The organism is Streptomyces sp. NPDC041200, from assembly GCF_055591805.1.
Map to the genome: position 1 here is coordinate 43,060 of NZ_JBVIZF010000003.1, position 13,521 is coordinate 56,580.

The following is a 13,521-nucleotide window of genomic DNA, read 5'->3' on the forward strand; positions in this document are numbered from 1 at the left end:
CGGGCGCGGGCGAGTAGCCTCAGACGGTGATCCTCTCGGGATCCTCCGTCTCGTCACGCACGTCGGAATGAATGCCGGACGGGATGAAAAACACCCTGTCGTATGAGTCACCACGCCGTAATCCCCATGCCCCAGGAGGCGCTACGCGATGTCGACCCAGCAGACCCAGGCGGAACAGCGCGGCGAGCACATCCTCGCCGTCTTCGACACCGCCTTCGGCGAGCTGCTCGCCGCCGACCCGGCCGCCTTCCGCGTGAAATTCCGGAAGATGGCCGCCTCGGCGTTCGCCTTCTACCGGGGCACGGCCTGCCTCTTCTACTCCGACGTGGAGCGCGAGCGCGCCGGGGGGCCGTACCTGGACGACCGCACCAGCCGGGTGTGGATCCACGGTGACCTCCACGCCGAGAACTTCGGCAGCTACATGGACGCCAACGGGCGTCTGGTCTTCAACGTGAACGACTTCGACGAGGCGTACGTCGGCCCCTTCACCTGGGACCTCAAGCGCTTCGCCGCCTCCGTCGCGCTCATCGGCTACACCAAGGCGCTCAGCGACGAGAAGATCACCGAGCTGGTGCGCATCTACGCAGCCGCCTACCGCGAGCGGATCCACGCGCTGGCCACCGGCGCCAAGAACGACGAGGTGCCGCCCTTCACGCTGGAGACCGCCGAGGGCCCGCTGCTGGACGCGCTGCGCGTCGCCCGCTCGCTGACCCGCTTCGGGCTGCTCGACTCGATGACCGAGATCCGCGACTTCGAGCGCCGCTTCGCGCCGGGCGGCGGCTCCATCGAGCTGGACGCCGCGACCCGCTACAAGGTGCTGGCCGCCTTCGACGGCTATCTGGAAACGCTTCCCGAGTCCAGTCTCGCGCGTCCGGACTCCTACCGCGTCAAGGACGTCGTGGGCCGCCGGGGCATCGGCATCGGCAGCGCCGGGCTGCCCTCGTACAACATCCTCCTGGAGGGCAACAGCGACGCCCTGGAGAACGATGTGGTGATCTACATGAAGCAGGCGCAGACCCCGGCGGTCTCCCGGCACATCACCGACGAGCAGGTCCGCGCGTACTTCCACCACGAGGGCCACCGCACGGTGATCTCGCAGCGCGCGCTCCAGGCGCACGCCGACCCGTGGCTGGGCTGGACCGAGCTGGACGGGGCCGGGCAGCTGGTCGCCGAGATCTCGCCGTACGCGGTGGACCTGGACTGGTCCGACATCGACGACCCGGCCGAGATCGCGGCCGTCGTCGCGGACCTCGGGCGGGCCACGGCCACCATGCACGCCGCCGCCGACGACCAGAGCGGCCACTCGCTGGTGCCGTTCTCCACCGAGCGCGCCATCGACGCGGTGATCGCCGCCGACGAGGACGGCTTCGGGGAGCTGCTGGTGGACTTCGCCCACACCTACGGCGCCCAGGCCCGCGCCGACCACCAGACCTTCGTGGACCTCTTCCGCAACGGCCGCATCCCGGGGCTCTGAGCAGGGCCGCGGGGCGGCAGCGGGGTGTCCGCCGGGCGGGCACCCCACGGCCCTGATGCCACTCTTGATGTCACTCCTACAGGCGAACGTGGCACAATCCGACCTTATGGACGGGATGGGCAGCGCCGCCGTCGCGGGCGGCACCGGGCCCCAGCTGAGGGCCCTGCGCGCGGCGCTCTTCACAGCGCTGTGCGTCACCCTGTCCTCGGCTTCCCACGTGCTGCTCTCCCGCGTCCCGCTGCCGCTGTCCACGGTCGCGGTGGTCGCGGTGGCCGTCTTCGCCCTCGCCTACGCGCTCGCGGGCCGGGAGCGGGGCTTCTGGGGCATCGCCGCCCTGCTGGTCCCGCTGGAGCTGGCCGCCGACACGATCTTCACCACGGGCCAGGACGCCTGTTACGGCCAGTCCGGCGGCCCGGTGGCCGGCCCCCTGCGCTCCATGGGCGTCGACCTGCTCTGCGGCAGCGGTGACGTGGGCACGCCGCTGGCCGGGATCACCCATCCGGGGGGTGGCACTCCGCTGTCCGCCACCGTCAGCTCCGCCACCCCGTGGCTGCTGCTCGCCGTGCACATCGTCATCGGGCTGATCGCCTCGGCCTGGCTGCGGCGCGGTGAGGCCGCCTGCGGGCGGCTGCTGGGGGCCCTCGCCGGGTTCGCCTTCCGGCCCCTCCTGCTGGCCGTCGCGGTCGTCACCGCGGCCCTGCGGCCCCGGAAGCCCGCCGTGCTGCCGGTGCGCCCGGCGCGTCCGGCCCCCGCGCTCCCCCTTCTGGTGCACTCCGTCGTGCGTCGTGGACCGCCCTGCTCAAGCGCCGCCTGAGCACAGCGTTTCTCTTCCACGTACGCACTATTGACCGACGCAGAACGACGGAGATCGATCCATCATGAGCAACCGCAACAGCCACCAGAACAAGCAGGCCGCGCGTGAGCGGCTGCGCGCCGAGCGTGAGCGCCAGGCCAAGAAGGAGCGGACGCGCCGCCAGCTGTTCGTCGGCGGCGCGGTCCTCGCGGTCCTCGCGATAGCGGGCGGCATAGGCTACGCCGTCACCAACATCAACACCGACGACGTCAACCAGAAGTGGCAGACGGCCGCCGAGAAGAAGACGATGGCGAAGCCCGCCAACACCAGCGGCGCCCAGGGCACCACGGTGGTCATCGGCGACAAGAAGGCCAAGAACACCCTGCACGTCTACGAGGACATGCGCTGCCCGGTCTGCGCCCAGTTCGAGAAGCTCACCGGGCCGACCGTGCTCAAGGACATCAAGGACGGCACCTACAAGGCGCAGTTCACGATGGGCACCTTCCTCGACGACAACAAGCAGATGCCCGGCGCCGGCTCGAAGAACGCCCTGAGCGCGCTCGGTGCGGCGCTCAACGTCAGCCCGCAGGCCTTCCTGGACTACAAGACGGCGCTGTACTCCCCGAAGAACCACCCCGAGGAGACCGACGACGCCTTCGCCGACGACCAGAAGCTGATCGACGTCGCCCAGCAGGTCAAGGAGCTGAAGGGCAACGCGGCCTTCGAGAAGGCCGTGAAGAAGGGCACGTACGACCGGTGGGCGCTGGCCATGTCCAATTCCTTCAACAAGGCCAAGAACGTCGACGGCACCCCGGCCTTCAAGCTCAACGGCAAGGTGCTGGAGACCCCCCAGAAGAATCCGCCCATGACGCCGGACCAGTTCACCCCGCTCATCCAGGAGAACCTCAAGAAGTAACCGCCCCGCACCGCCGGGTCCGCGCGGGCGCGCCCTCCCGGGAACACCCCGAGGGCACGCCCGCCGACCCGGCGGTGACCCCGCGGCGACACATGGGCGAACTTCCCCCGGAAGGCCTGCCCTTCGGGCTTACTTGCCAGTAATGTCGTCGGCCGTGACCGACGCCAAAAACCACATATCCCGCCGCAGCGCTGTCACGGCCGTAGCGGCCACCGCCGCCCTGCTGCCCCTGGCCGCCCAGCCGGCCGCCCACGCCGACACCGGCCCCGCCTTCCTTCACGGCGTCGCCTCCGGCGATCCGCTGCCCGACGGCGTCCTGCTGTGGACGCGCGTCACCCCCGCCCCCGACGCCGTGCCCGGTTCGGGGCTCGGCCCGGCCGTCGAGACCGGCTGGGAGGTCGCCACGGACCGGGAGTTCCGTACGGTCGTCGCGCACGGCACCACCAAGACCACCGCCTCGGCCGACCACACCGTCAAGGCCGATGTGCGCGGGCTGCGCCCGGCCACCGACTACTTCTACCGCTTCCGCGCCGACGGCGGCGCGTACTCCCCCGTGGGGCGCACCCGCACCGCACCGGCGGCCGACGCCGCGACCGTCGGGATCCGCTTCGGGGTGGTTTCCTGCGCCAACTGGGAATCGGGCTACTTCTCGCCGTACCGCCATCTCGCCGACCGCACCGACCTGGACGCGGTCCTGCATCTGGGCGACTACATCTACGAGTACCAGAGCGGCGAATACCCCGATGAGAAGAGCGTCGTCCGGCAGCACGCCCCCACCCACGAGATCACCACCCTCGCCGACTACCGCACCCGGCACGGCAGATACAAGACCGACGCCGACCTCCAGGCGCTGCACGCCGCGGTCCCGGTGATCGCCATCTGGGACGACCACGAGTTCGCCAACGACGCCTGGTCGGGCGGGGCCGAGAACCACACCCCCGGCACCGAGGGCGCCTGGGCGTCCCGGGTGGCCGCCGCCAAGCAGGCGTACTTCGAGTGGATGCCGGTACGCCCCTCCACCGCGGGCACCACCTACCGGCGGCTGCGCTACGGCACCCTCGCCGACCTCCACCTGCTCGACCTGCGCTCGTTCCGCTCCCAGCAGGCGGGCGTGGGCAGCGGCGCGGTGGACGACCCGGAGCGTACGGTCACCGGGCGCGCCCAGCTCGACTGGCTCAAGTCCGGGCTCTCCGCCTCGGACACCGCCTGGCGGCTGGTCGGCAACTCGGTGATGATCTCACCGGTCGCCTTCGGCTCGCTCTCCGCCGAGCTGCTCGCCCCGCTGGCCGAACTCCTCGGGCTGCCCAAGGAGGGCCTGGCGATCAACACCGACCAGTGGGACGGCTATACGGACAACCGGCGCGAGCTGCTCGCCCACCTCACCCGGAACGCCATCGGCAACACCGTCTTCCTCACCGGTGACATCCACATGGCGTGGGCCAACGACGTGCCGGTGAAGGCCGCGACCTATCCGCTCTCCGACTCGGCCGCGACCGAGTTCGTGGTCACCTCGGTGACCTCGGACAACCTGGACGATCTGCTTCACGTACCGGCGCACACCGTCTCGCTGGCCGCGGCCGCCGCCCTCCGGGCCGCCAACCGCCATGTGAAGTGGCTGGACATGGACGCGCACGGATACGGCGTGCTCGACGTCACCGCCGAGCGGGCCCAGATGGACTACTACGCCGTCTCCGACAAGACCGACCCCGACGCCACCGCGTCCTGGTCCCGGTCCTACCGCACCCGCTCGGGCACCCAGCGCGTCGAGCGCGCCGACCAGCCGGTGGCCTGAGCCCTCGGGCGTGTCCGCCCTAGGCCAGCTCGTCGAGGAAGCCGAGCGCCACCCGCCAGGTGGCCTCGGCGGCCTGCTCGTCGTAGTCCGGCAGCTCCGGGTCGGTGTACAGATGCCCCGCCCCCGGATAGCGGAAGACCTCCACATCGGCCCCGATCCGCCCCATCCGCAGATACCAGGCGTTCAGCCAGTCGTGCGGCTCGAACGGGTCGGGGTCGGCGACGTGCAGCTGCACCGGCAGCTCGTCGGTCGTGGTGTCGTCGGCGATGTCCGAGGTCCCGTGCAGCAGGAGCAGCCCGCGCGCCTTCTCGTCGGCCAGCGCCAGGTTCTGCGCGATCGAGCCGCCGAGCGAGAAGCCCGCGTAGATCAGCCCCCGGTCCGAGACCGGCGCCGCGGCCCGCACCGCCCGCTTCAGCAGCTCGTCCCCGCCGATCTCCTCCTTGAGGGCCATGCCCTCCTCGGCGGTGTCCGCCGTCCGCCCCTCGTACAGATCGGGTACGAGCACTTCATGCCCCGCGGCACGCAGCCGGTCCGCGGCCGCGTGCACCGCGGGCCGCAGGCCGTACATGGAATGGAGGAGCAGGATCGGGGAACCGGACACAGTAGTCACTTCCTAGTGGGTGGACCGCGCTTCGCCCATCGTGCCAGGTAAGGCCCGGGAAGGCGGAACCGAGAACCTCCGGCGGAAGGACGAGGAAGATCTTCATGGAGGACGTGCTGCGTCCGCTCATCGTCATCGGCGGCTCCCTCGCCATCACCCTGTTCATCGGCTGGGGAGCCGACTGGCTGTTGCGGCGGATCGACGCCCGGCACCCGGAGACCCCGCTGTGGGACCTGCTGCGCGGCTGTCGGCTGCCGCTCCAGGTGACGGTGTGCACGGCGCTGCTCCGCGGCTCGTACGAGACGATCCACGCACCGGCCATCAGCGCGCACCAGACGGCGATCGGGCGGCTGCTCACGCTGGTGCTGATCGCGGCGACCGCCTGGCTGGTGATCCGCGGCTCCGGGGCCATCGTGGAGTCCTCGTACTCCCGCTACGCCGCCAGCGCGCACGACGCGGCGCGGGTGCGGCGGGTGCGCACCCAGGTGACGCTGATCCAGCGCGTGGTGGCCGCGGTGGTCGGGGTGGTGGCGGCGTCGGCGATGCTGCTGACCTTCCCCGCGATGCGTGCCGTCGGCACGTCGATGCTGGCGTCCGCCGGAATCCTGGGCATCGTCGCCGGTGTCGCCGCCCAGTCGACGCTGGGCAACCTCTTCGCCGGGCTGCAGATCGCCTTCGGCGACATGGTGCGGATCGGCGACACGGTGGTGGTCAACGGCGAATGGGGCACGGTCGAGGAGATCACCCTCACTTTCCTGTCCGTGCGGACCTGGGACGAGCGCCGGATCACCATGCCGGTGTCGTACTTCACCGGCCAGCCGTTCGAGAACTGGTCGCGCGGCGGCGCCCAGAAGACCGGCACGGTCCTCTTCCACCTCGACCACCACGCCCCGATCGAGGAGATGCGGGCGAAGCTGCGCGAGATCGTGCAGGAGTCACGGGCCTGGGACGGGCGGGACTGGAGCCTGGTCGTCACCGACACGAGCCCGAGCACCATCGTGGTGCGCGCGCTGATCACCGCGCGGGACTCCGACGACGCGTGGACGGTGCGGTGCGAGGTGCGGGAGCGGATGATCACGTGGCTGCGGGAGGAGCATCCGTACGCGCTGCCGCGGATCACGACCGCGCCCGCGGTGCAGGCCCAGATACCCGCGTCCGCGCAGCCCGCTCCCACCGGCCCCGCCCACGAGGACCACTTCGCCCGCTTCGACAACGGCTTCCGCAAGGGCTGAGGCCGCAGGGCTCAGCGCCTCACAGCGCCCGCCGCATCGCCCGGTGCGGGATGCCGCTGCCCTCGTCGAACTCCGGCCCGAACGCCGCGTACCCCAGCCGCTCGTAGAACGCGAGCGCGTGGGTCTGGGCCTCCAGGTAGACCTGGGACAGCCCCCGGCGCCCCGCCTCCGCCTCGACGGCCCGGACCAGCGCCGCCCCCAGCCCCGTGCCGCGCGCAGCGGAGGCCACGGCGAGGCGGCCGAGGACGGCGGTGGTGGCGCCGTTCACCCCGGCGTGGGCGTACTTCTTGTCAGCGGCGGCGCCGTGGAGGAACCGGACGGTGCCCACGGGACGGCCCGCCGAGGAGGCCAGGAGGTGGACGGCGTGCGCGTCGTACGCGTCCATCTCCTCCTCCACGGAAATCCCCTGCTCGACCACGAAGACCTCGCGGCGCACGGCATGGCAGCCCGTGAGGTCGCCATCGGTCACGACCTCGATGGCGTACGGCAGGCTCACGCGCTCTCCGACCGCACGATGTCCAGCGACCGCTGCAGATCGTCCGGGTAGGGGCTCTCGAACTCGATCCAGCTGCCGTCCGACGGGTGCTCGAAGCCCAGCCGCATCGCGTGCAGCCACTGCCGGGTCAGCTTCAGCCGCTTGGCGAGCGTGGGGTCGGCCCCGTAGGTGAGGTCGCCGACGCACGGATGGCGGTGGGCCGACATATGCACCCGGATCTGGTGGGTGCGCCCGGTCTCCAGCTTGATGTCGAGGAGGCTGGCGGCGCGGAAGGCCTCGATGAGGTCGTAGTGGGTGACGCTCGGCTTGCCGTCCGCGGTCACGGCCCACTTGTAGTCGTGCTGGGGGTGGCGCCCGATCGGCGCGTCGATGGTGCCGCTCAGCGGATCGGGGTGGCCCTGGACCAGCGCGTGGTAGCGCTTCTCGACCGTGCGCTCCCGGAACTGCTGCTTGAGCAGGGTGTACGCGCGCTCGGACTTGGCGACGACCATCAGCCCGGAGGTGCCCACGTCCAGCCGGTGGACGATGCCCTGGCGCTCGGCGGCGCCCGAGGTGGCGATGCGGAACCCGGCGGCGGCGAGCCCGCCGATCACGGTGGTGCCGGTCCAGCCGGGGCTGGGGTGGGCGGCGACGCCGACCGGCTTGGCGATGACCACGATGTCGTCGTCGTCATGGACGATCTCCATGCCCTCGACGGGCTCGGCGACGATCTGGACCGGCGGCGCGGCCTGCGGCATCTCGACTTCGAGCCAGGCCCCGCCGGAGACCCGGTCGGACTTTCCTGCGGTGCTGCCGTCGACCTGCACCTTCCCGGCCGCGGCCAGCTCGGCCGCCTTGGTCCGCGAGAAGCCGAACATGCGGGCGATCGCGGCGTCGACGCGCTCGCCCTCCAGTCCGTCGGGTACGGGCAGGGTGCGGATCTCGGGAATCGTACTCACCCGTCGAGTATGACGGACCGCGCGGACCGGTTCGTACGCCCGTCGGATACCGGCCCCGCGCGGCAGCGGCGCGTCAGTCCTTGTGGACCGTGCCGTCCGGGTCCAGACCGCGGAACGAGAGGATCACGATCAGGAAGCCGCCGCACACGATCGCCGAGTCGGCGAGGTTGAAGACCGCGAAGTGCGCGGGCGCGATGAAGTCCACGACCGCCCCCTGCAGATCGCCCGGCGCCCGGAAGACCCGGTCGGTGAGGTTGCCGAAGGCGCCGCCGAGGAGCATGCCGAGCGCGATCGCCCAGGGCAGGCTGTAGAGCTTGCGGGCCAGCCGCGCGATGACCACGATCACCGCGGCCGCGATCACCGTGAAGACGATGGTCATCGCCTCGCCCATGCCGAAGGCGGCGCCGCGGTTGCGGATCACCTCCAGCTGCAGCCAGGTGCCGATCACCTCGACCGGAGCGTGGTGCTCCAGCTTGGCGACCACGGCCAGCTTGCTGCACAGATCCAGGAGGTACGCGAACCCGGCGACCGCGATCAGCACCCCGATCCGCCGCTTCTTCCCGGCCCCCGCCGCGGCACCGGCGGCGCTGGTCCCGGCGCCCTCCTCGGCCTTCCCCGCATCTGGCGTACCGATGGCCTGCTCCGCCTCTGTCAACGTGTGTCCCTCATCGTCCGGGCCAGTCTCCCCCTGGCTCAGACGAGGGTACGACACAGGCGTGCGGACGGTCAGCGGCGCTCCTGACGCTGTTTGCACTCGACGCACAGCGTGGCGCGCGGGAATGCCTGCATCCGGGCTTTCCCGATCGCGTTTCCGCAGTTCTCGCAGAGTCCGTACGTCCCGGCGTCCAGCCGCTCCAGGGCGCGCTCGGTCTGCAGCAGCATCTCGCGGGCGTTCCCGGCCAGGGCCATCTCGTGCTCGCGCGTGATGTTCTTGGTGCCGGTATCGGCCTGGTCGTCGCCCGCGCCGTCGCCTGAGTCACGCATCAGCCCGGTGATCGCCTCCTCGGAGGCGAGGATCTCGGTACGCAGCCGGCCCGCCTCGGTCAGCAGCTCGGTGCGCGCCTCCTCCACCTCCTCCGCCGACCAGGGGTCCTCACCGGGGCGTACGGCCAGCTCAGCGGGGTCCACGGGGCCGTCCGACACCCGGGCCTTGGGCACGCCTGAGGGCGGGAACGACGGCGCGGCCTGCTTCGCGGTCGGCGCACCGCCCGGAGTCTTCTTCGCAACCACTTTCCTGGCTCCCGTCTTCTTCGCGGGCACCGCCTTCTTGGCGGGTGCGGCCGACGCGGTCTTCTTGGCCGTGGCCTTCTTGACCGTGGCTTTCGTGGTCTTCTTGGCTGCCGTGGTCTTGGTGGCCTTCTTCGCAGTGGCCTTCTTCGTGACCTTCGCGGCCTTGTCGTCCGGCGCGGCGCTCTTCTTGGCGGACGCGGCCTTCGTCGCTTTCGCCGTACTCTTCTGCACGGCGGTCTTCCTAGCCACCATGGCCGCGGCCCCTTCACATATTGTGATCTTGCTCGCGAATCGTTCCGGAACGATAAATCGACTCCGGGCACGCGGCAACGGGGCACGCCGCCCGATTCGCCCGGCTTGCCCGTACGGCAACCCGGTCTCCACCGTTGTGCCCCACCCGCCGCCCGGTAATCCGGCCGGGAACCGGTACCGGAGAGTGACGTGCGACGGCTCCCGCACTGCAGCACCCGGCGTATCGGCATTCGGGTCATCTCGGGTGGGGCCCGTACCCCAGTCGGCGCAGCGGCGTAAATCGGTCGGCCGCGGTCCGTCCGGCCCCGTACACTGGGCCCAGCGAAAGGCGTGGATGGGGACGAGTAGCGTCGTACGCGGCCACCAGCGACCCGGGGACGGTGTGAGCCCGGGGGCGAGCGCGATGTGAAGGATCACCCCGGAGCCGCCGGAAGAACACCCGCACTGGGCCAGTAGAACCGGCATCGCGACCCCAATGAGGGGGCCGGGAGCGCGCTGCTCACGGCCAAGGAGGGTGGTACCGCGGGAGCGCTGACAGCTCTCGTCCCTCCGACGGAAACGACGAGACGTATCCGCCGGAGGACGCATTCCGATGACGCAGTACCGCCAGGTGCCCGCCCAGGTCGACCTGCCCGCCCTCGAGCACGCCGTGCTCGACTTCTGGCGCGAGAACAAGATCTTCGCCCGTACCCTCGAACAGTCCGAGGGCCGGCCGGAGTGGGTCTTCTACGAGGGCCCCCCCACCGCGAACGGCATGCCGGGCGCGCACCACATCGAGGCCCGCGTCTTCAAGGACGTCTTCCCCCGCTTCCGCACCATGCGCGGCTACCACGTCGCCCGCAAGGCGGGCTGGGACTGCCACGGCCTGCCGGTCGAGCTGGCGGTCGAGAAGGAGATGGGCTTCAACGGCAAGAAGGACATCGAGGCGTACGGCATCGCCGAGTTCAACGCCAAGTGCCGGGAGTCGGTGACCCGGCACACCGACGCCTTCGCCGAGCTGACCCAGCGCATGGGCTACTGGGTCGACCTGGACGACGCCTACCGCACGATGGACCCCGAGTACGTCGAATCGGTGTGGTGGTCGCTCAAGGAGATCTTCAACAAGGGCCTCCTGGTCCAGGACCACCGGGTCGCCCCCTGGTGTCCGCGCTGCGGCACCGGTCTGTCCGACCACGAGCTGGCGCAGGGCTACGAGACCGTCGTCGACGCCTCGGTCTATGTGCGCTTCCCGCTGACCTCCGGCCCGCTGGCGGGCGAGGCGTCGCTGCTGGCCTGGACGACCACTCCGTTCTCGCTGGTCGCCAACCTCACGGTCGCCGCCCACCCCGAGGTGACCTACGTGGTCGCCACGGACGGCAAGGAGAAGCTGGTCGTCGCCGAGTCGCTGGTCGAGCAGGCGCTCGGCGAGGGCTGGCAGACCACCGGCCAGAGCTTCACCGGGGCCGAGATGGAGCGCTGGACGTACCAGCGCCCCTTCGAGCTGGTCGAGATCCCGGACGCGCACTTCGTGGTCAACGCCGACTACGTCACCACCGAGGACGGCACCGGACTGGTGCACCAGGCGCCCTACGGTGAGGAGGACTTCAAGAGCAGCCGCGCCTACGGCGTTCCGATCGTCAATCCGATCCGCACGGACGGCACCTTCGAGGACGAGCTGGACCTGGTCGGCGGCCAGTTCTTCAAGAAGGCCGACGAGGCGCTGGTCCGCGACATGGACGAGCGCGGTCTGCTCTTCAAGCACCTGGCGTACGAGCACAGCTACCCGCACTGCTGGCGCTGCCACACCCCGCTGATCTACTACCCCCAGCCGTCCTGGTACATCCGCACCACCGCGATCAAGGACGCGCTGCTGCGGGAGAACGAGAAGACCAACTGGTTCCCGGACTCGGTCAAGCACGGCCGCTTCGGCGACTGGCTGAACAACAACATCGACTGGGCGCTCTCCCGCAACCGCTACTGGGGCACCCCGCTGCCCATCTGGCGCTGTGAGGAGAACCACCTGACCTGCGTCGGCTCGCTCACCGAGCTGTCCGAGCTGACCGGCACCGATCAGACCGGGCTCGACCCGCACCGCCCGTACATCGACGAGGTCACCTTCGCCTGCCCCGCCGAGGGCTGCTCGCTGGACGCCGTGCGGGTGCCGGAGGTCATCGACGCCTGGTACGACTCGGGTTCGATGCCGTTCGCGCAGTGGGGCTACCCGTACCGCAACAAGGAGGTCTTCGAGAAGCGCTACCCGGCGCAGTTCATCTCCGAGGCCATCGACCAGACCCGCGGCTGGTTCTACACGCTCATGGCGGTCGGCACGCTCGTCTTCGATCGGTCGAGCTATGAAAACGTGGTCTGCCTCGGTCACATCCTGGCCGAGGACGGCCGGAAGATGTCCAAGCACCTGGGCAACATCCTGCAGCCCATCCCGCTCATGGACCAGCACGGCGCCGACGCCGTGCGCTGGTTCATGGCCGCCGGCGGTTCGCCGTGGGCGGCCCGCCGGGTGGGCCACGGCACCATCCAGGAGGTCGTGCGCAAGACGCTGCTCACCTACTGGAACACGGTCGCCTTCCAGGCCCTGTACGCCCGCACGTCGGGCTGGGCACCGTCCGCCGCCGACCCGGCCCGCGCCGAGCGCCCGATGCTGGACCGCTGGCTGCTGGGCGAACTGGGCACCCTCACCGAGCAAGTCACCCAGGCGATGGAGGCGTACGACACCCAGCGCGCCGGGCGGCTGCTGTCGGCGTTCGTGGACGACCTGTCCAACTGGTACGTCCGCCGCTCGCGCCGCCGCTTCTGGCAGGGCGACGCGGCCGCGTTGCGCACGCTGCACGAGGTCATCGAGACGGTCACCCGGCTGATGGCCCCGCTGGTCCCGTTCATCACCGAGCGCGTCTGGCAGGACCTGGTCGTCCCCGTCGCCCCGGACGCCCCCGACTCCGTCCACCTCACCTCGTGGCCGGAGGCCGACCAGGCCATGATCGACCCGGCGCTCTCGGCCCAGATGGCGCTCGTACGGCGCCTGGTGGAGCTGGGCCGGGCCACCCGCGCCGAATCCGGCGTGAAGACCCGCCAGCCGCTCTCGCGCGCGCTGGTCGCCGCGTCCGGCTTCGAGGCCCTGGGCGCCGAGCTGCGCGCCCAGATCGAGGAGGAGCTGAACGTCTCCTCGCTCGCCACGCTGAGCGAGGTCGGCGGCTCGCTGGTCGACACCACCGCCAAGGCCAACTTCCGTGCCCTGGGCAAGCGCTTCGGCAAGGGCACCCAGCCGGTCGCCAAGGCCATCGCGGAAGCCGACGCCGCCGCGCTGTCGGTAGCGCTCCGCGAGGGGACGGCCTCGGTCGAGGTCGACGGCGAGACGGTCACCCTCTCCCCCGACGAGGTCATCATCACCGAAACCCCGCGGGAGGGCTGGTCGGTCGCCTCCGACTCGGGCGCGACGGTCGCCCTCGACCTGGAGATCACCCCGGAGCTGCGGCGCGCGGGGCTGGCCCGGGACGCGATCCGGATGATCCAGGAGGCCCGTAAGAACAGCGGGCTGGACGTCGCGGACCGGATCGCCCTGCGGTGGCAGTCGTCCGACGAGGACCTCCGTCAGGCCCTCACGGACCACGCGGAGCTGATCGCCGACGAGGTGCTCGCCACGGACTTCGCCTCCGGCGAGGCCGACGCGGCCTACGGCACCCCCTTCGAGGACCCGGCCCTGGGGCTCACCTTCCGCCTCCACAAGGCGTAACCCAGGGGCGGGGGTTTGTCCCCCGCCCCTCCCCGCAACCGGGGCCCACCCCGGACCCCGGTTGCGGCCCGCC

The 13,521-nt window shown here is 70.9% G+C and carries 11 protein-coding genes; 6 read left to right on the forward strand and 5 right to left on the reverse strand.

The features are described 5' to 3' along the window. The first annotated feature begins 148 nt into the window (after positions 1-148). The 4 genes from ACZ6CL_RS09830 to ACZ6CL_RS09845 all read left to right on the forward strand — a co-directional run bounded on the left by ACZ6CL_RS09830 (position 149) and on the right by ACZ6CL_RS09845 (position 4,975). Entirely contained in the window at positions 149-1,474 is a 1,326-nt protein-coding gene (locus ACZ6CL_RS09830; protein WP_468933469.1) for a DUF2252 domain-containing protein, read from the forward strand. Positions 1,475-1,589: 115 nt separating this feature from the next. Beyond that, complete coding sequence (locus ACZ6CL_RS09835) at positions 1,590-2,288, forward strand: hypothetical protein (protein WP_468935162.1); 699 nt, start codon at positions 1,590-1,592, stop codon at positions 2,286-2,288. A 64-nt stretch (positions 2,289-2,352) separates the two neighbouring features. Continuing rightward, positions 2,353-3,183: a DsbA family protein gene (locus ACZ6CL_RS09840; protein WP_468933472.1), complete on the forward strand. Its 831-nt coding sequence runs from the start codon at positions 2,353-2,355 to the stop codon at positions 3,181-3,183. Between the two features lie 142 nt (positions 3,184-3,325). Continuing rightward, complete coding sequence (locus ACZ6CL_RS09845; protein WP_468933475.1) at positions 3,326-4,975, forward strand: alkaline phosphatase D family protein; 1,650 nt, start codon at positions 3,326-3,328, stop codon at positions 4,973-4,975. A 19-nt stretch (positions 4,976-4,994) separates the two neighbouring features. On the opposite strand, the gene ACZ6CL_RS09850 is transcribed toward ACZ6CL_RS09845, so the two are convergent. Continuing rightward, complete coding sequence (locus ACZ6CL_RS09850) at positions 4,995-5,576, reverse strand: dienelactone hydrolase family protein (protein WP_468933477.1); 582 nt, start codon at positions 5,574-5,576, stop codon at positions 4,995-4,997. A gap of 104 nt (positions 5,577-5,680) precedes the next feature. Here ACZ6CL_RS09850 and ACZ6CL_RS09855 point away from each other — a divergent pair, with 104 nt between their 5' ends. Further along, positions 5,681-6,808 (forward strand): mechanosensitive ion channel family protein, encoded by a 1,128-nt coding sequence (locus ACZ6CL_RS09855; RefSeq protein ID WP_468933479.1) that lies wholly within the window; start codon positions 5,681-5,683, stop codon positions 6,806-6,808. Between the two features lie 19 nt (positions 6,809-6,827). On the opposite strand, the gene ACZ6CL_RS09860 is transcribed toward ACZ6CL_RS09855, so the two are convergent. From ACZ6CL_RS09860 to ACZ6CL_RS09875, 4 genes are all read right to left on the reverse strand, one after another. Next, positions 6,828-7,304: a GNAT family N-acetyltransferase gene (locus tag ACZ6CL_RS09860; RefSeq protein ID WP_468933482.1), complete on the reverse strand. Its 477-nt coding sequence runs from the start codon at positions 7,302-7,304 to the stop codon at positions 6,828-6,830. Further along, positions 7,301-8,242, reverse strand: coding sequence for an RluA family pseudouridine synthase (locus tag ACZ6CL_RS09865; RefSeq protein WP_468933485.1), 942 nt, complete (start codon positions 8,240-8,242; stop codon positions 7,301-7,303). Before ACZ6CL_RS09865 ends, ACZ6CL_RS09860 begins: the two co-directional genes overlap by 4 nt. A 73-nt stretch (positions 8,243-8,315) precedes the next feature. Next, entirely contained in the window at positions 8,316-8,897 is a 582-nt protein-coding gene (locus tag ACZ6CL_RS09870; protein WP_468933488.1) for a signal peptidase II, read from the reverse strand. 71 nt (positions 8,898-8,968) lie between these two features. Beyond that, on the reverse strand, positions 8,969-9,724 hold the full coding sequence (locus ACZ6CL_RS09875; RefSeq protein WP_468933491.1) for a TraR/DksA family transcriptional regulator: 756 nt from the start codon (positions 9,722-9,724) through the stop codon (positions 8,969-8,971). A 592-nt stretch (positions 9,725-10,316) separates the two neighbouring features. Between ACZ6CL_RS09875 and ileS the strand changes: the two genes are divergently transcribed. Beyond that, positions 10,317-13,448 (forward strand): isoleucine--tRNA ligase, encoded by a 3,132-nt coding sequence (gene ileS, locus ACZ6CL_RS09880; RefSeq protein WP_468933493.1) that lies wholly within the window; start codon positions 10,317-10,319, stop codon positions 13,446-13,448. Positions 13,449-13,521: the final 73 nt, after the last annotated feature.

Bases quoted from the DNA above. Each gene is read 5' to 3' on its own strand.
- ACZ6CL_RS09830 (WP_468933469.1), top strand. From the start codon at position 149: ATGTCGACCCAGCAGACCCAGGCGGAACAGCGCGGCGAGCACATCCTC.
- ACZ6CL_RS09835 (WP_468935162.1), top strand. From the start codon at position 1,590: ATGGGCAGCGCCGCCGTCGCGGGCGGCACCGGGCCCCAGCTGAGGGCC.
- ACZ6CL_RS09840 (WP_468933472.1), top strand. From the start codon at position 2,353: ATGAGCAACCGCAACAGCCACCAGAACAAGCAGGCCGCGCGTGAGCGG.
- ACZ6CL_RS09845 (WP_468933475.1), top strand. From the start codon at position 3,326: ATGTCGTCGGCCGTGACCGACGCCAAAAACCACATATCCCGCCGCAGC.
- ACZ6CL_RS09855 (WP_468933479.1), top strand. From the start codon at position 5,681: ATGGAGGACGTGCTGCGTCCGCTCATCGTCATCGGCGGCTCCCTCGCC.
- ACZ6CL_RS09875 (WP_468933491.1), bottom strand. From the start codon at position 9,724: ATGGTGGCTAGGAAGACCGCCGTGCAGAAGAGTACGGCGAAAGCGACG.
- ileS (WP_468933493.1), top strand. From the start codon at position 10,317: ATGACGCAGTACCGCCAGGTGCCCGCCCAGGTCGACCTGCCCGCCCTC.